Consider the following 19,523-nt stretch of genomic DNA (forward strand, 5'->3'; position numbering starts at 1 on the left):
AAATTCACGCGATGGCCCGCCATTGCGGGGTACTACCCCGGGCGGTCGGAACGCGCCTCACGAGCCGGCCGGCGGCGGCGAGGCGGATCGATCGGGCGGCGCCCGCCGCGTGCGTCAGCGCGACGCCTGCGGGAAGCGCGCGCCCGGCGGCGGCTCCGGCCGCGTCGACGGCGTGCTCTTGCGCACCTTCGCGACCTGCGCGGCCGTGATCCCCGCGCCCGCATTGCCCCAACTCGTGCGCACGAAGTTCGACACGTCCGCGACTTCCTGGTCCGACAGGCGCCAGCCGAACGGCGGCATCGTGAAGGTCGACGGTGCGGTGTGCGTCCCCTGCAGCGCGCTGCCTTCCAGCACGACGTGGATCAGCGACGTCGGATCCTCGCCCTGCACGACCGGGTTGCCGGCGAGCGCCGGGAACACGCGCGTGTAGCCGTGGCCGTCGCTGCGGTGGCACGCCATGCAGTTGTCGCGATAGACGGCGGCGCCCGGCTTGCTCGCGTCGCCGGTCTGCAGCGCCTTCGCGGCGGCCGCGTCGTACACGTGCGGCTGCTCGCCCTGCACGCGCGGCGGCAGCGTCTTCAGGTAGCGCGCGATCGCGGTCAGGTCGTCGTCGGTCATGTGCTGCATGCTGTGGCCGACCACGTCCGTCATCCCGCCGAACGCGGCCGTGCGCAGCGTGCGGCCGGTCTTCAGGAACTGGACGATCTCGGTTTCGTTCCACGTGCCGAGCCCGGTGCGCGGCTCGCCGCGCAGGCTCGTCGGCACCCAGCCGTCGATCGCCGCGCCGCCGGCCAGGAAGTCGAGGCCGCCCGCATCGGTCAGCGCGCGCTCCTGCATCGTCACCGCGCGCGGCGTGTGGCACGCGCCGCAATGGCCGAGACCCTGCACGAGATACGCGCCGCGCGCGACCACCGGATCGGTGTACGACGCCGCATCGAACGGCTTCGGCGCCGGCGCGAACATCTTGCGCCAGAACGTCAGCGGCCAGCGCATCGACAGCGGCCACACGATGTCGACCGCGCGGTTCTCGCGTTCGACCGGCGCGACGCCGTGCATGAAGTACGAATACAGCGCCTTTACGTCGTCGTCGCTCAGCCGCGCGTAGGACGGATACGGCATCGCCGGATACATCGTGTCGCCGTTCTTGCGGACGCCCTCGCGCACCGCGCGGGTGAAGTCGTCGAGCGTCCAGCCGCCGAGGCCCGTCTTCGGGTCCGGCGTGATGTTGGTCGAATAGATCGCACCGATCGGCGTGTCGAACTTCAGCCCGCCCGCGAACGGCTTGCCACCGCTCGCGGTGTGGCACGCGATGCAGTCGCCCGCGCGTGCGAGGTATTCGCCGCGCTTGACGAGGTTCGCGTCGCCGGACTGTGCAGCCGGCGCCGCCGTCGGGCCCGAAGCCGCAGCCGGTGCCCCCGGTTGCGCGAAGGCCGCGCCGCCCGCGAGACCGAACGCGGCCCATGCCGTGCCGATCGCCAGTGCACGCCACAGCGGGGAAATTCGGCGCGCGGCGTTGTGGTGGTTCACTGTCCTCTTCATGCGGTCACCAGCGGGGCGGGATTTTTCAGGTATTGCTCGCGGATCGCACGTGCCGACCAATAGGCGAGCGCCGCGATGATCCCGGTCGGGTTGTAGCCGATGCCCTGCGGCAGCGCCGACGCACCCATCACGAACACGTTGTGCACGTCCCAGCACTGCAGGTAGCGGTTCAGCACGCTCGTCTTCGGATCGGTGCCCATGATCGCGCCGCCGACCAGGTGCGTCGTCTGGTACGCGCGCGAATCGAAGTGCTTGCCGAACTCGCGCGTCGACACGCCGATCGCCTTCGGCCCCATCGCCTCCGCGATCTTCTTCATCTGCCCGGTCACGTACTGCGCCATCTTGATGTCGTTGTCCTTCCAGTCGAAGGTCATCCGCAAGAGCGGCTGGCCGTACGAATCGCGATAGGTCGGATCGAGGTCGAGGTAGACATCGCGGTACGACATGTTCGTGCCGTGCGCGTCCATCGAGATCGTATGCGCGTAGTTGTCCTTCACGGCCTTCTTCCACGCGGCGCCCCATTGCGGCGTGCCCGGCGGCGTCGCGATGCCGCTGATCGGCTTCACGCCGGCCTGGTTCACCCACAGCGGCGAACCGCCGACGAAGCCGAGCGGGCCATGATCGAAGTTGTCCGCGTTGAAGTCGTCCACCGCGACGCCGTTGCCGCCCGCGCCGATGAACGGATTCGTGAAGGTGTCCTTGTCGAAGAACGCCTTGATCGTCGACAGGTTCTGATACGCGAAATTGCGGCCCACGACGCCTTCACCCGAGATCGGGTCGTACGGCTTGCCGATGCCCGAGAGCAACAGCAGGTGCACGTTGTGATACTGGAACGCCGCGACGATCACGAGATCGGCAGGCTGGTGCACTTCACGGCCGGCCGGGTCGACGTAGGTGACGCCCGTCGCGCGCTTCTTCGTGTCGTCGAGGTCCACGCGCAGCACGTGGCACTTCGAGCGCAACTCGAAGTTCGGCACCTGCTTCAGCGCGGGCAGGATGTTCAGGTTCGGCGACGCCTTCGAGTACATGTAGCACGCATAGCCGCTGCAGTAGCCGCAGAAGTTGCACGGCCCCATCTGCACGCCATACGGGTTCGTGTATGGGCCCGACGTGTTCGCCGACGGCAGCCGATACGGATGCAGCCCGAGCGACTTCGCCGCATCGAAAAAGCGTTGCGCCGAATACGTATTGAGCTGCGCGGGCAGCGGGAAGTTGTCGCTGCGGTTCGCCTCGAACACGTTGCCGTCGCCGACCACCTTGCCGCCGACCTTGTATGCCTGCCCCGACGTGCCGAATACCTTCTCGGCGAAGTCGAAATACGGCTCGAGCTCGTCGTAGCTGACGCCCGTGTCCTGGATCGTCATCCCTTCCGGGATGAACTTCTTGCCGTAGCGCTCTTCGTAGTGGCTGCGCAGGCGCAGCTCTTCCGGCGTGATCCGGAAATGCACGCCCGACCAGTGCAGCCCCGCGCCGCCGACGCCCTCGCCCGGCAGGAACGCGGCGAGCTGCCGGTAAGGCAGCGCGGTGTCCTGCACGCCGTGGCGGATCGACACGGTCGTTTTCGAGAGGTCGAGGAACAGCTTCTTGCGGACGTTGTAGGTCAGCTCGTCGATCGTGTTCGGATATGCGCCGTCCGGATAGGTGTCGCGATACTCGCCACGCTCCAGCGCGACGACGTTCAGGCCCGCTTCGGTGAGTTCCTTCGCGAGAATCGCGCCGGTCCAGCCGAAACCGACGATCACCGCATCGACGTGCGGCTTCTTTTCCGCGGCCATCAGCTGCGCTCCCCGTTGATCGAGACGGGGCCGTACGGGTACGGCTTGCCGTTCTGGTTGACGAAATCCATGAAGTCGGCGCGCGCGCCCGGAAAACCGATCATCTTCCACGCGGCCATGTCGTGATTGCCGCCATGCACCGGATCGCAGAAGTAGCCTTCGCGCGTGTTCTGCAGCAACTGGCCGAAGAACACGGTGGACGGCACGTCGTCGATCTGCGCGCCGCCTTTCTCGAGTGCCCCGAGCACGGTGTCGCGGGTCGGCGCGTCGAGATCGGTGAACACCTTGCCATGGGCCTTTTCGCAGTAGCGGTTGACCGCCGCGATGCCGAGCCGGTAGATATCGCGCGGCACGAGCTTGAGCTGATAGCCCAGCTCGGGCACGCCCTGCTGGAACGGCCCCTGCATGTACCACGTCGCGCCGTGTGCGTACGGGGTTTCCATCTGGCGGTCGATGAATTCGGGCACGCCGGATTCGAGCGCGCCGGGGCCTTCGGCGTCGGCCGGGATCAGGCGGTCGACGGCGGCCTGGACGAACGCCCACTCCTTCGCGTCGAAAAAGGTCGGCTTGTACGGCCCGCGTTCGACACTGGCCGATGCGGTGGACGCATTGCCGGCCGTGGTCGAGGACGACGACGAGCGCAGGTCGCAACCGGCGACCGACGCGATCGGCACGAGCGCGACCGACGTGCGCAGGAAACGGCGACGCGAATTGGGTTTGTCGGGTGGCGTGGACATGGTCGGATGGTGATCGTTGGGGAACGTGGTTCGGGGCACGCATTCCGCATGCGGCATGCCCGGCACGGCAGCCGTGCCGCGCGCGGCCGGCCGTCCTGTTCTTGCGGTGTTGCGAACAACCTCGATGCGGGCGCACGCCGCGCGTTACGCGGTGGCGCCGTCATGCAGCCGTGCAGCGCGCCGGTTGTCGGCGCGCTGCATGGAGTCGACCTCTTCGCGGGTCTGATCTTCGGACAAATACCGGCTTACCGCCCGCATCTACCCTGCATCGCCATGGCCCTATCCAACTTAGACGCCGCGCTGGCCGGCGGCAAGCGCATCGTGCACGACCCTCATTCCGGGCCCGGCGACAAACGTCGCGAATTATAGATGGAACCGGTTCCATTTCCAAAGGGTTCAATGCAATTCATTACATCGAAAATCGCAATAATGGGGAAATCGTTGTCCGGATTGCGCAAGAGCCGTGGTGCGGTCGCGTCGTCGCTTACTCCGCCGGCGCGATGCGTGCGCGGGCTTCGCCCGCTTCTCCCCGGTCTGCGCGTTCCATCTCGACGCCGCGACGAGCGTCAGGGCTCCCGTCGCTGCACACGGCCTGCCGCGCCAGGCGCGACGCTCACCACGGCCACAGCATCGACGCGATCGACAACGAGAGCGCCACGCACAGCGGCGAGTAACACACGCTGTCCATCCGCGCGAAACGCGACCCGCGAACCCGCTTGAAGAAGCCGACGTAGCGGAAATCGCCGACAGCGCGCACCGCGAAGATCAATGCGAGCGCAACGATCGCGAACGCGATCGCGCCGGGATACAGGTTCGGCCACAGCCAGCCCGCGCGCGACGCCACCGCGCATGCGCCGGCCAGCAACGCCGTCGCGACGGCAAGCGTGCCGAGCGTCGTCGGCCGCAGCAGCGGTACACCGTCCTGTTCCGGAATGGCCGCACGCTTGCCGAGCCGTCCGCCGAACGCCCAGTAGACGTGAACGAGTGCGATCGCACAAAGCGTCGGCACGCTGAAATACGCGCCGGTCATCTCGGTAAGGTTCCTTGTCTCATCGTGTCGTCGTGTCGTGATCCGGCCGGAACGGCTCCGGCAGCACGCGGCCCCGTTCCGCGCAACACGAGACGATACCCAAACCACGTGCCGCATGCATTGCGACGTCCGGTCGCAATGCGCCAGGCCGCATGCTGCGGTGCAGTGCGCGCGCACCGTCTCACCGGCCGCCGCTTGACTTCCCTCCGGGCACCACTACCCTTTTATTCCAGTACGGCACTCGAACCGTGCATGCGCAACCGTCGCACACGTGCCGTTCGCCGGCATGCACGATCGGACGATCGCGGCGCGCTCGGGCACGACGACAATGACGAATACCCATGGAGACGACTCATGCTGATCGGTGTGCCGAAGGAGATCAAGAACCACGAATACCGCGTCGGCCTCACGCCGGCCGGCGCACGCGAACTGACGCGGCATGGCCACGGCGTGCTCGTGCAGCGCGGCGCGGGCACCGCGATCGGCCTGCTCGACGACGACTACACGGCTGCCGGCGCGGCATTGTGCGACGACGCGCGCGACGTCTTCGCGCGCGCCGACATGATCATCAAGGTCAAGGAGCCGCAGGCGGCCGAGTGCGCGATGCTGCGGCGCGGACAGATTCTTTATACGTATCTGCATCTCGCGCCCGATCCCGAGCAGGCGGCCGCGCTGGTGAAGTCCGGCGCGGTGTGCATCGCGTACGAGACCGTGACGGGCCCCGGCGGCGGGCTGCCGCTGCTCGCGCCGATGAGCGAGGTCGCGGGACGCATGTCGATCCAGGTCGCGGCGACGCACCTCGAAAGCCCGCGCGGTGGCCGCGGCGTGCTGATGGCCGGCGTGCCCGGCGTGCCGGCCGCGCACGTCGTGGTACTCGGCGCGGGCGTCGTGGGCACCGGTGCGCTGCAGATGGCGGTCGGCCTCGGCGCACGCGTCACCGTGCTCGATACGAACGTAGGCCGGCTGCGCCAGCTCGACCTGGTCTTCGCGAACCGGATCACGACCGTCTGCTCGAACGCGCACACGATCGACGAAGCCGTGCGCGACGCCGACGTGGTGATCGGCGCGGTGCTCGTGCCAGGCGCGTCGGCGCCGCGACTCGTCACGCGCGACATGATCGCGACGATGCGCGCGGGTGCGGTCGTTGTCGACGTCGCGATCGACCAGGGCGGCTGCTTCGAGACATCGCATGCAACGACACATGCGCAGCCGACCTTCGTCGTCGACGGTGTCGTCCACTACTGCGTCGCGAACATGCCCGGCGCGGTCGCGCGCACGTCGACGTTCGCGTTGAACAACGCGACGCTCGGCCATGCGCTCGCGCTTGCCGACAAGGGCTGGAAACGCGCGATGGCCGACGATCCGCATCTGCGCGCGGGCTTGAACGTATGCGACGGCCGCATCACGTACGAGGCCGTCGCGCTGGCGCTCGGCCTGCCGTACGTACCGGCCGAAGACGTGCTGGCCTGACTTCGGCGCGCGCCGTCACGCCCCCTTCGGGCGGCTGGGCTTCGACGCGCTGCTCGCGCGCATCGTGCGCGCCAGCAGCGGCCGCAGTTGCGCGAGCGTGCGCGTGTTGAGCACGTCCTGCCGCGTGAGCCAACCACGCCGCGCCTGGCCGATACCGTATCCGAGGTTGTCCAGATCGTCCGCGCATAGTGCGCCCGAGCCGATCGCCACGGCCACGCCGGCTTTCGCTGCCTCGCGACACCAGACGTCCGGCAGATCGAGTCGTCGCGGATCGCCGTCGAGTTCGACGAAGCAGTGGCGCGCGGCGGCCGCGGCGAGCACGCGCGGAACGTCGAGTTCGCATGCGTCGCGTTCGCCGAGCAGCCGGCCGGTCGGATGCGCGAGGATCGTGAAATACGGATGATCCATCGCACGCAGGATCCGCCCCGTCTGCGCGTCGCCCGACAGGTCGAAGCCGTCGCGCACCGCGCCGACGACGAGGTCGAGGCGGCCAAGCACGTCGTCGGGCACGTCGAGGCTGCCGTCCTCGCGAATGCCGGCCTCGACGCCCTTCAACAGCACGAAGTCGTCGAATGACGCGTTGAGGCGGTCGATCTCGTCGATCTGCCGCACGAGCCAGTCGCCATCGGTGCGGCGCCCTTTCGTATCCGGTGCGCGATCGGCGACGGCCAGATAAGCGAGCCCGCGGGCCCGGGCCGCATCCGCCATTGCGCGCAGGCTGTCACGCCCGGCCGACGCCGCGGTATGCGCGTGCAGATCGCCATGAACGTGCCTGCGCTCGACCAGCGCCGGCAGCGTGCCCGCGCGCGATGCGTCGATCTCGCCGCGGTCCTCGCGCAACTCGGGCGGCACCCAGTGAAGACCGATCGCCTCGTACACGGATGCCTCAGTTGCACCCGCGATCCGCTCGTCACCGCGGAACACGCCGTATTCGTTGATCTTCAGGCCACCGGCCTGCGCGATCCTGCGCAGTGCGATGTTGTGCGCCTTCGATCCCGTGAAATAGACGAGCGCCGCGCCGAACGCGTCGGCATCGACGACGCGCAGGTCCACCTGCAGCCCGTTGCCGAGCATGATGCTCGAACGCGTCTTGCCGTTCGCGAGCACGCGCGCGACTTCACCGTAGCCGACGAACGCATCGGCCACCGCGGCCGGATCGCGGGCCGTCACGAGGATGTCGAGATCGCCGACCGTCTCGCGGCTGCGGCGAAAGCTGCCGGCCGGCACCGCCTCGCCGACGCCGGCCACCTTGCGCAGACGCTCGAGCAGCGGCATCAGCGATCGCGCGGCGTCCGGCAACAGGAAGCGCTGCGGCGCGCGCTTCAGGCGGTCGTCGATCGCGTCGAGCAGATGAGCTTCGGTCTTCGCGCCGAACCCCGGCAGCGCGCGCACGTGCCCGCTCTTCGCTTCGGCGCGCAGCTGCTCGAGCGAGTCGACGTGCAGTGCGTCATGCAGCGCCTTGACTCGTTTTGCGCCGAGCCCCGGCACGTCGAGCAGTTCGACGATCGCGCCCGGCAGCGCATGGCGCAGCGTTTGCTGAAGTTCGCAGGTGCCGGTCGACGCGATCTCGCGCAGCTTCGCCGCGAGATCGGCACCGATCGATGGAATCCGGCCGAGATCGCCACCGCTCGCGATGAGCGCGGGAATGTCGCGCCCATAGTCGGCAATCGTGCGGGCCGCGTTGCGATAGGCGCGCACCCTGAACGGATTGGCGCCCTGGATCTCGAGCATGTCGGCGATTTCGGCGAAGACGGCCGCACACTCGGCATTGTGGATCGGCATGGTCGGCGTGGCTCCCTTCCACGTGGATGACGCGGTGCGCTGGCGCGCCGGCCTCTGCGCGCCCGGCGCCGCATGGCGACGGCGGCGGGCGCCCGTTGGTCATCCTGCACCGATTGCCCGTGTCATGTCGCGCGGGACATGCGGCCTGCGCGGCCCCTGCGCCGATGCGTCAGAGCGATGGCCGCGGTGTCGTCGCGTAGCGGCGCTCGTACAGGGACTGGCAATGCGTGCAACGCTCGGCAGTCGGGCGTGCGAGCAGCCGCTCGTAGCCGACCGGCGCATCGCAATCGATGCACTCGCCATAACTGCCGTCGCGCATGCGCTGCTGCGCGCGCCCGATCGCACGCAATTCGGCCAGCTTCATCCCGATCAGCGCGTGATCCATGTCGACGAAGAGATCGGCGTTCGCCTCGTCGCCCTCGTCCGGCGCAGCGCCGGCGAGCTCTGCATAGGACTCCGACGCACGCTGGTCCTCGCTCGTCCGGATATCCGCCCGCAACGCCTGCTCGCTCTCGGTCAGCCGCCGCTGCAGCGTCTGCCGTTGTTCTCGATCGAGCGCCATCGCCGTCTCTCCTTTTCCGGGGTTCCGCGCAAAGAGCATGCGGCGCGCGGTTGTCGCGCCGGTGCACGGCGGGCCGAAACGCCCCGGCTCGCCGTGCCCGGATGCACGCCCGGCCGCACGAAGCGACGGACGCATTCGACGCAGCATAAACCCAATGCACACGCATGTGTTGACCGGCGTCAGCGCCCGCACCGTGCGCGCGAAAACGGGGGACCGACGCGATAATCCCGCACGCCCGCATTCGTCTGACACAGCCGGCGTTGAGGTCGATCAATCCCCTGTAAAAAGTTGCGACATAGATTGAAAGCATGCGCGGCGAATCCGCTGCTTTCAGGGAGAACGTCATGTTGTTCGGCGTCGTCATCTGGGTGGCCCTTGCGGCCCTGTTCCCGACGATGGTCGTGCCGACGATCCAGCACGCCATCCAGCCGTCGAGCACGCAAGCCGCGCCCGACGCCCGCCCCGCCGACACGCCTGCTGCGTTGCCGGCGGCCGCTCATCCACCAGCGGATGGTTGACGCGCGATCTCAGCGGGCGCGCTTTCGGGGCGCATCGTATCGATGAGGAAAACGCAGCGCACAACACTTCGCCATCCTCTTAATCAGAATGCATTGCGCCCGACGAAGCCACGCACGACCGTCATCAGGATGATCTTCATGTCGAACCAGAAGCTCCAGTTCTGCATGTAGAACAGGTCGAACTTCACGCGCGCAGCCATCGCCTCGACCTTGCGCGTCTCGCCGCGATAGCCGTTCACCTGAGCCCATCCCGTGATCCCCGGCCGTACGCGATAGCGATACATGTAGCAGTCGACCAGTTGCCGGTAGAAGTCGTCGTGTTCGATCGCATGCGGACGCGGGCCGACCACCGACATCTGGCCGAACAACACGTTGAAGAACTGCGGCAGCTCGTCCAGCGACGTGCGCCGCAGGAACGCGCCGACAGGCGTGATGCGCGCATCGTTGCGCGAGGCCTGCCTCACGACACCGGGCTGTGCGCGATGCACGCGCATCGTCCTGAACTTGAGGATGTGAAACTCGCGGCCGTCGGCCCCCTTGCGGCGCTGCCTGAACAAGACGGGCCCCGGCGACGACAGTTTCACCGCGATCGCCAGCACCGCAAGCAGCGGCAGCAGCGGGATCAGCACGGCGACCGCGAACAACCGGTCGAACGCGAACTTCGCCCACAGTTCCGGCGCGGAACGCGGCGTGGTCGCGAGGTTGATTGCCGGCATGCCGAGCACATCGGTTGCGGATCGCTCGACGACCGCCATCTGCCGCACATCCGGCAACAGGCGCAACTCGACGAACTCATCGCGCAGTTCGCGCACGATGCGCTGAATACGCGACTCGTGAGACATCGGCAGCGTAAGCCACACTTCGTCGATCTCGCCGCCGCGGATCATGCGCCGAAGTGCGACCCAATCGCCGATCACCGGCACGCCGCCTATCCCGTCGGTGGCTGCCGCGGCCGGCGCGTCGTCGTCGAACACGCAGGCCGCCGCGAACGGGCCGGCCGGCTCGAGCTGCATGCGCTCGATCGCCACCCTTCCGTAAGCGGTCGCGCCGACGATCGCGACCCGTCGCCGCCGCGCGCGCGGATCGCCGCGCTTCATCGCAAGCGCGCACAGTGCCAGCCTGCCGAGCAGCGGTGCCGCGTCGCCGGACAGCACCGTCCGCGCAATCCAGCGCGTCGTGACCGTGCCGCCGCGGTTCATGATCCACATCGTGCCGACCACCGTCAGCGTGCCCGCGCACACGACGGCCACCATCGTGCGCGTCAGCACGGTTGCACTGTCATGTGACGACGCCGCACCGCGCGAAACGCGCACGCTGCGCGGCAACAGTGCGACCGTCAGCGCGCACAGCAATGCGATCGCGCCGCGCTGGGCGTCCGACAGATCGCGCCACGCGAGCCCCATCGCGGCCTGCGCGGCGAGCGCGCCCACCAGCACGAGCGCGGCATCGGCCGCGGCGATCGCGGCGCGCCGCATCGTATTCGCTCCACTCGCCATCGCTTGCATCGTCACGCACCGTGCGCAGGGAACCCGCCGTGCACGTCGTGCATGCGCGGTCGCATCGGCGTCGATCGCACCCCCGCACGCGTGCCGAGCAGCCGGCGATAGTCCGCGCGAATCAGCTCGTAGCACTCGCATGCCTGCCGCTCGAGGCCGTCGCGATCGAGCACTGTGATGCGACCGCGACGCTGACGGATCAGCCCGGCTTCCTGCAGGTGGCCGGCTGCTTCCGTCACACCTTCGCGACGCACGCCGAGCATGTTCGCGATCGTCTGCTGCGTGACGGCCAGTTCGTCGCCGTCGATCCGGTCATGCGCGAGCAGCAGCCAGCGGCTCAACTGCTCACCGACCGAGTGATGCCGGTTGCACAACGCGCTGCGCGAGATCTGCGCCATCGTCGCCTGGCAGTAGTTCAGCAGCAGCCGATACGTCGCAGGAGAACGTTCGAACTCCGAGCGCATCACGCAGGTCGGCACACGATAGGCCATCCCGCCGATCCGGACTTCGACGCGGTTCGATACCGCCGTGCCGCCGACGAGCGTCGCCAGGCCGACCACGCCTTCTCGGCCGACCACGGCGACCTCGACCATCGCACCATCCTCCATCAGGTGCTGCACCGACATCATGGCGGTCGTCGGAAAATGCAGATGGCGCATCGGTTCCCCGACACGGTCGAGCATGCCGGCCTTGATCCTGACCAGTTCGAGGTGCGGTGCGATGGCACGGATGCTGTCCTCCGGGAGGGCATCGAGGATGGCATTCGCCGAGTAGCTCGAGTGAAGATGAAGCATGTCTGTATCCCATTTGTCGTCCGCGCCGCATGCAGCCGCGTCAGCGGAACTCGTTATCGCGATGCGCGTCCGGACGGCGACGCGGGTTGCGGCCCCCAACCCTCCATCCAATCGACCTGGGGCTTCGCGCCGCCGGATCGAATCGGCAGTCCCGTTTCGATGCGCCCGTCTCAATAAGCGATTTACGTGCCAATACTCGCCTCATCCTTAATATATAAACGACATGCGATTTAGCCCCCCTGAATTGCCGACCGAAAAGCACAAAAAGCGTCTCATTTTCGGACATCCTCTGCCACAGCGGACACAACCTGCAATTCGACTGATCAATGGCCACCAGGCGCGCGTGGGGTGCCAGCAGCGGCACGCGAAGCTTATCGTTCAAATACTTACGGCCTGTTTTCAATTGTTTCCGTGATGTTCCACACGTCACCCGAGCGGCACACGACACCTCGAATGATCGTTTGAAACTGTCTCAAATATGAATCGACACATTGATCCACGACTCTGTAGTCGGGCGCACATAACAAACGCAACTACATGATTAGATTGATAAATTCACAACATAAAACTCGATTGTCAAATAATGTTCAATGTATTCTTAATGTTTTACCTGTACGATACGCGTCGCTTCCCGATTGATTCCAGATCGTCAACGAATTCCCGACTTATCCGCCGATCCACATCAACACGATTAACTCATGAAAGCATGATCTTTAAATCCATATAACGTTTTCATTTATCCGGAATCGTCAAACTTTGTGAAGTGACGTAGTGCGCAATTTATCGAATTCAATGGCGTGCTAGCCTTTTTCCCGCGATCGACATTCGAATTCCGACGAACTCAAATCCGCACGGGCGTGCTAAATCCACGTGGATGCCGCTGCGCGACGTGCGACGCCCCCTACGAGGATGCGCCGTGCCCCATCAGGCCAATGACGCCGTCGCCCACGCGAGCGGCATGATCGAGCTCTCCCACAGCTTCGACGCCAACCGGTTCCTCGCGGCACTCGACCGCGAAGAACGCGCCACGCTGATTGCCAATCTTCAGCTCGTTCACCTGAAATCAGGCCAGGTGCTGTGCGAACCCGGCGAAATGCTCACCGCGGTCTACCTGCCCGTCACGACGGCGATTTCGCTGCAGTACGTGTCGTCAGGCGGCATGACGCTGGAAGTTGCCGAGATCGGTAGCGAGAGCGTCGTATGCGACGACGTGATCGGCGGCAGCGGCCGGATGCCCTGCCGTGCCGTCGCATGCCGCGACGGCTTCGTCTACCGGCTAGACCGGCGCATCTTCGCCGCCGCGTTCGATGCGTCGCCGGTGATTCGTCATCTGGTGTTCGTCTGCGTGCGGCTGCTGATGGCCCAGGTGTCGCAGATCACGTTCTGCAGCCGCCATCACGTGCTCAAACATCAGTTATGCAGATGGTTCCTGCTTGCCTACGACCGGTCGCGCAGCATCGAGATCCAGGTCACGCACAGCATGCTCGCGCAGATGCTCGGCGTGCGGCGCGAGACGGTCACCGACGCGGCCGGCGAGATCCAGAAACTCGGCCTGATCCGTCAGTACCGAAGCTCGATCGAGCTTGCCGATCTTGCGGGCCTCGAGAAAATGTCGTGCGGCTGCCGCGCGATCGTGCGCGATGAGATGAAGCGCATTCTGTCGGCGGACTCGAGCGTGACCGCTGCGGCACGCGCGTGATGCGCACGGCGTTTCGGCGCACGCGTGCGATCCGAGTCAGCCGATTGTAGGGTGGCGAACAGAACGCCGTGCCTGCGAATGGTCTACTGATGCCGGACTGCCGGGGGGATGTCAGCGCGCTGCGCGCGTCCGCCCGTGCGGACGACACCACACACGCCGGAGCAGCACGTGAAAGACCAAATCAGAACCATCCTCAAGCACGTCGCCCACCTCGAAGCCGCGATCGACTCGATCGGTGACGAGGACGACCTCTACGAAGCGGGCCTCTCGTCGCTCGACACGATCCAGTTGATGCTCGCGATCGAGAAGCAGTTCAACATCGAGATTCCCGACGAGATGCTGAACCGAAATCTGTTCCGCAGCATCGACGCGCTCGCGGATACGATCGTGACCCTGCAACGCTCCGAGCATTCCGCATGAGCACGCTGCTCCCCGAACTCGCGGCCGACGACGAAGCACGCCGGCTCGACGAGGCCGCGCATGCCGTCGCGCAAATCGCCGCCCAGCACGCCGATGCGGTCGATCGCGACGCGCGCTGCCCCGTCGAAGCGATCGAAGCCATGCGCGCGCGCCGCCTGCTCAGCGCAATGGTCCCGGCCCGGCTCGGCGGCGCCGGCGCGTCGCTGGCCGACGTCGCATCGGCATGCTCGATCCTCGGCCAGGCGTGCGCCTCGTCGGCGATGGTGTTCGCGATGCACCAGATCCAGATCGCCTGTATCGTCAATCACGCTGCCGACCAGGGCTGGCACAAGCTGTTCCTGCAGCAGCTCGTACGCCAGCAGTGGCTGCTCGCGTCGGCGACGTCGGAAGACGGCGTCGGCGGCAACCTGCGCGCGAGCCAGTGCGCGCTCGAGACCAACGGCGGCGCATTCCGGCTGCACAAATCCGCGCCGACGATCTCGTACGGCGACTATGCGGACGGCATCCTCGCGACTGCGCGGCGCGACGCCGACGCGCCGGCGTCCGAGCAGGTGCTCGTCACGCTGCTGCGCGACGGCTATACGCTCACGCGCCGCGGCGAATGGGACACGCTCGGCATGCGCGGGACGTGCAGCAACGGCTTCGTGCTCGACGCACAGGGCGCGACCGAACAATGCCTGCCCGTGCCGTTCGCGCAGATCGCCGAACAGACGATGGTGCCGGTTTCGCACATCCTGTGGGCGGCGGTGTGGATCGGCGTGGCCGGCGATGCGTTCCATCGCGCGCATCAGTTCTTCCGCGCGCAGGCGCGCCAGACCGACGGCGCACCGTCTCCCGCGTCGCGGCGCATCGCCGAATCGCTTGCGCTGATGCAGGCGATGCAGGCCCGCGTCGACAACGTACTGCGCCTCTACACCAGCGCGTCGCCCCGCTCGTGGTCGGCCGGCATGGCCTGGGCCGCCGAGATCAACACGCTGAAGACCTATGTATCGTCGGCCGCGCTCGAAGTCGCGCAGCAGGCGATGATGATCTGCGGGATGGCCGGCTACAAGCACGGCACGCCGTTCAGCGTCGGCCGCCACCTGCGCGACCTGCACGCGGCGCCGCTGATGATCAGCAACGACCGCATTGCCGCCAATACCGCGAGCCTGCTGCTCGCATTGCGTCCCGCGACGCTGGAGAAACATTCGTGAACGACCGCCTGTCCGTGCCCTCTGCCGCCACCCCGTCCGACGCACCGCTCGACCGCGCGGGCGTCAATCCGCTCCGCGACGAGCTGATCGATGCGGGCCTGCTCGTGTCGACCGGCATCCAGGGCCTGTTCGGTCGCAGCGAACGGTTCGAGCGCGTCGTCGAAGCGCTCGACGCCTTCGTCACGCGCCTCGGCGCCGACCAGCAGGCCGAAGTGCTGCGCTTCCCGCCGGCGATGAGCCGCACCGAGTTCGAGCGCAGCGAATACATGAAGAGCTTCCCGCAGCTCGCGGGCAGCGTGCATGCGTTCTGCGGCGACGAACAGCGTCACCAGCGCGTGCTCCAGTGCCTCGACCGCGGCGAGGACTGGACCGAAAGCCAGAAACCGACCTACGTCGTGATGACGCCGGCCGCTTGCTACCCGGTCTATCCGGTCGTCGCGCGCGCGGGTGCGCTGCCCGACGACGGCCGCATCGTCGACGTGTTCTCGTATTGCTTCCGCCACGAGCCATCGCTCGACCCGACCCGCATGCAGCTGTTCCGGATGCGTGAATACGTGCGGATCGGCACGCCCGAGCAGATCGTTGCGTTCCGCGCGACGTGGATGGAGCGCGGCACGCGGATGATCGAGGCGCTGCGCCTGCCGAACGCGATCGATCTCGCGAACGATCCGTTCTTCGGGCGCGGCGGCAAGATCGTCGCGAACAGCCAGCGCGAGCAGAACCTGAAGTTCGAGCTTCTGATCCCCATCGAGCACGACGATCGCCAGACCGCGTGCCTGAGCTTCAACTACCACATGGATCACTTCGGATTGCTGTGGGACATCCGCACCGCGACGGGCGACGTCGCGCACACGGGCTGTGTCGGCTTCGGCCTCGAGCGGCTGACGCTCGCGCTGTTTCGTCATCACGGTTTCGACATCGACGCATGGCCGGCCGACGTTCGCGACGTGCTGTGGGGTACGCGATGAAATTCGTGTCCCGCGACGGCGAGGATGCGTCGTTCGAGGACGTGCGCCATCGCGCGCGCCACTACCGGCCGCACCCGCTGCACAGTCAGGAGATGGTCTGGAAGCAGACCAACTGCTACGTCGACATGTGGCTCGAGGTGCTCCGCTGGTGGGGCCTCAATCCGTACGCGGCACTGCCGTTCACGATTGCGCTCGATTTCGAGGGCGACCAGTTCACGTTCTTCAAGTTTCCGCACGACGAACTGGAGCGGCTTTACGGAATCGTCGTGCAGGAGCATTCGATCTACGAGCCGCTCGACCGGCACATCGAGACGCAGGTCGCGCGCGGTCACCTGATGATCGTCGAGGTCGACGCGTGGTTCCTGCCGGACACGCGCGGCAGCAGCTACCGCGCGCAGCATACGAAGACGACGATCGGCATCGACGCGATCGATCGCACGCACCGCCAGATCGGCTACTTCCACAACAGCGGCTATTACGTGGCCGAGGATCTGGACTACGACGGCCTCGTCGGCGGCAGTTCGCCGATGCCGCTACCGCCGTACGTCGAGTGCGCGAAGCGGCGTTTCCCACCGCTCGACGAGCGCGCGCTGTGCGAAGCCTCGCTCGCGGCGCTGCAGCGCCATCTGCGCCGCCTGCCGGTCGTCAATCCGGTCGCGGCGTTCCGGCGCCAGTTGCAGATCGATGCGAAATCGCTCGCCGATTCGCCGCTCGAACGGTTCCATGCGTACTCGTTCAATTCGGTGCGGCAACTCGGTGCGAACTTCGAACTGTTCGGCCATTACGCGCGCTGGCTGCAGGCAAGCGGCTGCGTCGGACCGTTCGCCGAGATTCGCACCGCCTGCGACCGCATCGCGTCCGAGGCGATGGTGCTGGAGTTCCGGCTGGCGCGGGCCTGCGCGCGCGGCAAGGAGGAGCGCGGCGACGCGACGCTCGAAGCGATCGAAGCGGCCTACGCCGACCTGATCGACTGCGCGCGGCAGATCACCCCGCCGCTTCAGCGCGCGGTGCCCGTTCGCGTCGACGCGGCCTCCGTGCCGTCGATGCGGTGAGACGCGCACCCGCCGCGCTCTCGTGGTCGATGCTCGCCACGGCAGCAGGCGCCACGCGCGGGCCGCACGATCTTCCCGCCGACGGCTGGATCGCCGCCCCCGTCCCCGGCACGGTCGCGCAAGCGCTCGTGCAGGCCGGACGCCCCGACGATACGGCGTCGCTCGACGAGCGCGACCACTGGTATCGCGTCGAACTGCACGGGCACGGGCCGCGCGTGCTGCGCTTTCACGGCCTCGCGACACTCACCGAAGCGTGGCTCGACGACACGCCGATCCTGCGCTCCGACAGCATGTTCGTCGCGCACGACGTGCCCGTGTCGCTCGATGGCACACACCACCTGACCATCTGCTTCCGCGCCCTCGCGCCGCACCTGCGCGACGTGCGCGCACCGCGTCGTGCACGATGGCGCACGCGACTGGCCGAACCGGCGACGCTGCGCACCGTTCGCACGGCGCTGCTCGGGCACATGCCCGGGTGGTTTCCGCGCTGCGTGCCGACCGGACCGTGGCGGCCCGTCGACGTGCTCGATCCGGCCGCCGGGCCCGCTCTCGTTCATTGCGACCTGCATGCGCGCATCGATGGCGACGCCGGCTGGCTCGACGCGGAACTCGCGTTCGCCGGGCCGCTGCCCGATGCGTTCACGGCCCGGCTGTCGTGCGGCGAGCACCACGCGACGCTCGAGCGCAGCGGCGCCGACCGGCTGCACGCGACCGTCGCGGTGCCGAACGTGCGCCGCTGGTGGCCGCACACGCACGGCGAACCGGTGATCTATGAAGTCGCATTGCACATCGGTGCCGATCGACGGCCGCTCGGCGCGACGGGTTTTCGCACGATCGAGCAGGACGCGGGCGACGACGGCAAGGGCTTCGGCGTGCGCGTGAACGGCGTGCGCGTGTTCGCGCGCGGCGCCTGCTGGAGCAGCGCCGCGCCGCTCGCACTTCACGCGGACGACGCAACCTATGGCCGGCTGCTCGGACTCGCGCGCGACGCCGGCTTCAACATGATTCGCGTCGGCGGCACGATGGCATACGAGGCCGACGCGTTCCACGCGTGGTGCGACCGGCTCGGACTGCTGGTCTGGCAGGACTTCATGTTCGCGAATTTCGATTACGCGCTCGACGATCGCGCGTTCGCGGACGCCGTCGATCGCGAAGCCGAACAGTTCCTCACGCGCCACCGCGCGTCGCCATCGCTCGCGGTTCTGTGCGGCGGCAGCGAGATCGCGCAGCAGGCCGCGATGTCGGGGCTCGGGCCGAAGCAGCGCTTCCTCGAATTGACCGCCGAGCGCCTCGCCGGCCTTGCGGCGGCGCGACGACCCGACACGCTTTACGTCCCCGACTCGCCCGACGGCGGCTTGCTGCCGTTCATGCCGCGCGAACGCGTGTCGCACTACTACGGCGTCGGCGCGTACCTTCGCCCGCTCGACGACGCGCGTCGCGCCGACGTGCGCTTCGCAAGCGAATGCCTCGCGTTCGCGAACGTGCCGTGCGATGCGATGCTCGCAAGCCTCGGCTGGCCGGGCGTTCATGAGCCGCGCTGGAAAGCGGCCGTGCCGCGCGATCCCGGCACGTCGTGGGATTTCGACGATATTCGCGATCACTATCTGCAGACGTTGTACGACGTGGCGCCCGACCGCCTGCGGCGCGAGGACCCGTCGCGCTACTTCGAGCTGTCGCGCGCGGTGATCGCGGACCTGATGCGGGACACGTTCTCGGAATGGCGGCGCACCGGCTCACGTTGCGCGGGTGCGCTCGTCTGGCAGTTCCAGGACGTGATGGCGGGCGCCGGATGGGGCTTGCTCGATGCGACGCATCGGCCGAAATCCGCATGGTATGCGCTGCGCCAGGTACTTCAACCGGTGCAGGTCCTGCTCGTCGACGAAGGGTTGAACGGGCTCGACGTGCATGTGATCAACGAGCGGCCGGCGCCGCTGTCGGCAGCGGTCGAGCTGGTCGCGCTGCGCGACGGCCGCACGCCGGTCGCGCGGGCCGGCGGGCCGCTCCGGATCGCCGCGCACGACTCGGCGCGGCTCGAGTCGGCCGAATTGCTCGGCCGCTTCTTCGACTGGACCTACGCGTATCGCTTCGGCCCGTGCGAGCACGATACCGTTGTCGCGACGCTGCGTGCCGAGGACGGCACGCTGTTGTCGCAGGCCTTCTACTTCCCGTCCCGCACGCACCCGGCCGTGTTCGCCCGTCGCGAACCCGGCATCGAGGCATGCGTGTCGCGCACCGGCGACACGTGGCACGTCGACATCGATACGCGCCACGTCGCGCGGCACGTGCAGATCGACGCGCCCGGCTTCGTCCCGCGCGACGACTGGTTCGATCTCGCGCCCGGCACGCCGGCGCGCGTCGCGCTCGTGCCGCTGGATAACGCCGGCGCGCCACCGACCGTCGAGATCCGCGCGGTCAACGCCGCACGAACCGTGCGCGCCGCGTTGGCCCGCTGACACGGCCGGGACCGCACACACGATCGCACGGCCGC

16 protein-coding genes are annotated in these 19,523 nt (G+C 67.5%); 8 read left to right on the top strand and 8 right to left on the bottom strand.

Annotated features, from left to right (window positions below):
• Window positions 1-114 precede the first annotated feature (114 nt).
• The 4 genes from ACV22W_RS01560 to ACV22W_RS01575 all read right to left on the bottom strand — a co-directional run bounded on the left by ACV22W_RS01560 (window position 115) and on the right by ACV22W_RS01575 (window position 5,081).
• Window positions 115-1,539, bottom strand: coding sequence for a c-type cytochrome (locus tag ACV22W_RS01560; RefSeq protein WP_448017422.1), 1,425 nt, complete (start codon window positions 1,537-1,539; stop codon window positions 115-117).
• The gene (locus ACV22W_RS01565) at window positions 1,536-3,314 is read right to left on the bottom strand and encodes a GMC family oxidoreductase (protein ID WP_059525180.1); all 1,779 of its coding nucleotides are present in this window, start codon (window positions 3,312-3,314) and stop codon (window positions 1,536-1,538) included. The genes ACV22W_RS01560 and ACV22W_RS01565 overlap by 4 nt, the downstream gene beginning before the upstream one ends.
• The gene (locus ACV22W_RS01570) at window positions 3,314-4,051 is read right to left on the bottom strand and encodes a gluconate 2-dehydrogenase subunit 3 family protein (protein WP_448017423.1); all 738 of its coding nucleotides are present in this window, start codon (window positions 4,049-4,051) and stop codon (window positions 3,314-3,316) included. The genes ACV22W_RS01565 and ACV22W_RS01570 overlap by 1 nt, the downstream gene beginning before the upstream one ends.
• Window positions 4,052-4,664: 613 nt before the next feature.
• Window positions 4,665-5,081: a DUF3995 domain-containing protein gene (locus ACV22W_RS01575; RefSeq protein ID WP_448017424.1), complete on the bottom strand. Its 417-nt coding sequence runs from the start codon at window positions 5,079-5,081 to the stop codon at window positions 4,665-4,667.
• A 354-nt stretch (window positions 5,082-5,435) separates the two neighbouring features.
• Between ACV22W_RS01575 and ald the strand changes: the two genes are divergently transcribed.
• Window positions 5,436-6,551 carry an alanine dehydrogenase gene (gene ald, locus ACV22W_RS01580; RefSeq protein WP_448017425.1) on the top strand — a complete coding sequence of 372 codons (1,116 nt, stop codon included), beginning with the start codon at window positions 5,436-5,438 and terminating at the stop codon, window positions 6,549-6,551.
• Between the two features lie 15 nt (window positions 6,552-6,566).
• Here ald and polX read toward each other — a convergent pair whose 3' ends face one another.
• The gene (gene polX, locus ACV22W_RS01585; protein WP_448017426.1) at window positions 6,567-8,333 is read right to left on the bottom strand and encodes a DNA polymerase/3'-5' exonuclease PolX; all 1,767 of its coding nucleotides are present in this window, start codon (window positions 8,331-8,333) and stop codon (window positions 6,567-6,569) included.
• Window positions 8,334-8,502: 169 nt separating this feature from the next.
• Window positions 8,503-8,895 carry a TraR/DksA family transcriptional regulator gene (locus ACV22W_RS01590; protein WP_448017427.1) on the bottom strand — a complete coding sequence of 131 codons (393 nt, stop codon included), beginning with the start codon at window positions 8,893-8,895 and terminating at the stop codon, window positions 8,503-8,505.
• Window positions 8,896-9,239: 344 nt separating this feature from the next.
• Between ACV22W_RS01590 and ACV22W_RS01595 the strand changes: the two genes are divergently transcribed.
• Window positions 9,240-9,413, top strand: coding sequence for a hypothetical protein (locus tag ACV22W_RS01595; RefSeq protein WP_448017428.1), 174 nt, complete (start codon window positions 9,240-9,242; stop codon window positions 9,411-9,413).
• An 83-nt stretch (window positions 9,414-9,496) separates the two neighbouring features.
• Here ACV22W_RS01595 and ACV22W_RS01600 read toward each other — a convergent pair whose 3' ends face one another.
• Together ACV22W_RS01600 and ACV22W_RS01605 are read right to left on the bottom strand one after the other, a co-directional pair.
• Complete coding sequence (locus ACV22W_RS01600; protein ID WP_448017429.1) at window positions 9,497-10,888, bottom strand: undecaprenyl-phosphate glucose phosphotransferase; 1,392 nt, start codon at window positions 10,886-10,888, stop codon at window positions 9,497-9,499.
• A 32-nt stretch (window positions 10,889-10,920) separates the two neighbouring features.
• Complete coding sequence (locus ACV22W_RS01605; protein WP_448017430.1) at window positions 10,921-11,703, bottom strand: Crp/Fnr family transcriptional regulator; 783 nt, start codon at window positions 11,701-11,703, stop codon at window positions 10,921-10,923.
• 916 nt (window positions 11,704-12,619) lie between these two features.
• On the opposite strand from ACV22W_RS01605, the gene ACV22W_RS01610 reads away from it, so the two are divergent.
• The 6 genes from ACV22W_RS01610 (at window position 12,620) to ACV22W_RS01635 (ending at window position 19,488) form a co-directional block, all read left to right on the top strand.
• Window positions 12,620-13,402 carry a Crp/Fnr family transcriptional regulator gene (locus ACV22W_RS01610; RefSeq protein WP_448017431.1) on the top strand — a complete coding sequence of 261 codons (783 nt, stop codon included), beginning with the start codon at window positions 12,620-12,622 and terminating at the stop codon, window positions 13,400-13,402.
• A 168-nt stretch (window positions 13,403-13,570) separates the two neighbouring features.
• A complete protein-coding gene (locus ACV22W_RS01615) occupies window positions 13,571-13,822 on the top strand; it encodes an acyl carrier protein (protein WP_448017432.1) in 252 nt (83 codons plus the stop codon).
• On the top strand, window positions 13,819-15,015 hold the full coding sequence (locus ACV22W_RS01620; protein ID WP_448017433.1) for an acyl-CoA dehydrogenase family protein: 1,197 nt from the start codon (window positions 13,819-13,821) through the stop codon (window positions 15,013-15,015). Before ACV22W_RS01615 ends, ACV22W_RS01620 begins: the two co-directional genes overlap by 4 nt.
• Window positions 15,012-15,983: an amino acid--[acyl-carrier-protein] ligase gene (locus ACV22W_RS01625; protein WP_448017434.1), complete on the top strand. Its 972-nt coding sequence runs from the start codon at window positions 15,012-15,014 to the stop codon at window positions 15,981-15,983. Before ACV22W_RS01620 ends, ACV22W_RS01625 begins: the two co-directional genes overlap by 4 nt.
• Window positions 15,980-17,035, top strand: coding sequence for a DUF1839 family protein (locus ACV22W_RS01630; RefSeq protein WP_448017435.1), 1,056 nt, complete (start codon window positions 15,980-15,982; stop codon window positions 17,033-17,035). Before ACV22W_RS01625 ends, ACV22W_RS01630 begins: the two co-directional genes overlap by 4 nt.
• The gene (locus ACV22W_RS01635; protein ID WP_448017436.1) at window positions 17,032-19,488 is read left to right on the top strand and encodes a glycoside hydrolase family 2 protein; all 2,457 of its coding nucleotides are present in this window, start codon (window positions 17,032-17,034) and stop codon (window positions 19,486-19,488) included. The genes ACV22W_RS01630 and ACV22W_RS01635 overlap by 4 nt, the downstream gene beginning before the upstream one ends.
• Window positions 19,489-19,523 lie beyond the last annotated feature (35 nt).

The organism is Burkholderia sp. AW49-1, from assembly GCF_053427845.1.

Excerpts from the sequence above, each read along its gene's own strand:
- ACV22W_RS01595 (WP_448017428.1), top strand. The coding sequence starts at position 9,240 with ATGTTGTTCGGCGTCGTCATCTGGGTGGCCCTTGCGGCCCTGTTCCCG.
- ACV22W_RS01560 (WP_448017422.1), bottom strand. The coding sequence starts at position 1,539 with ATGAAGAGGACAGTGAACCACCACAACGCCGCGCGCCGAATTTCCCCG.
- ACV22W_RS01570 (WP_448017423.1), bottom strand. The coding sequence starts at position 4,051 with ATGTCCACGCCACCCGACAAACCCAATTCGCGTCGCCGTTTCCTGCGC.
- ACV22W_RS01575 (WP_448017424.1), bottom strand. The coding sequence starts at position 5,081 with ATGACCGGCGCGTATTTCAGCGTGCCGACGCTTTGTGCGATCGCACTC.
- ald (WP_448017425.1), top strand. The coding sequence starts at position 5,436 with ATGCTGATCGGTGTGCCGAAGGAGATCAAGAACCACGAATACCGCGTC.
- ACV22W_RS01590 (WP_448017427.1), bottom strand. The coding sequence starts at position 8,895 with ATGGCGCTCGATCGAGAACAACGGCAGACGCTGCAGCGGCGGCTGACC.
- polX (WP_448017426.1), bottom strand. The coding sequence starts at position 8,333 with ATGCCGATCCACAATGCCGAGTGTGCGGCCGTCTTCGCCGAAATCGCC.
- ACV22W_RS01620 (WP_448017433.1), top strand. The coding sequence starts at position 13,819 with ATGAGCACGCTGCTCCCCGAACTCGCGGCCGACGACGAAGCACGCCGG.
- ACV22W_RS01565 (WP_059525180.1), bottom strand. The coding sequence starts at position 3,314 with ATGGCCGCGGAAAAGAAGCCGCACGTCGATGCGGTGATCGTCGGTTTC.
- ACV22W_RS01600 (WP_448017429.1), bottom strand. The coding sequence starts at position 10,888 with ATGCGGCGCGCCGCGATCGCCGCGGCCGATGCCGCGCTCGTGCTGGTG.
- ACV22W_RS01630 (WP_448017435.1), top strand. The coding sequence starts at position 15,980 with ATGAAATTCGTGTCCCGCGACGGCGAGGATGCGTCGTTCGAGGACGTG.
- ACV22W_RS01605 (WP_448017430.1), bottom strand. The coding sequence starts at position 11,703 with ATGCTTCATCTTCACTCGAGCTACTCGGCGAATGCCATCCTCGATGCC.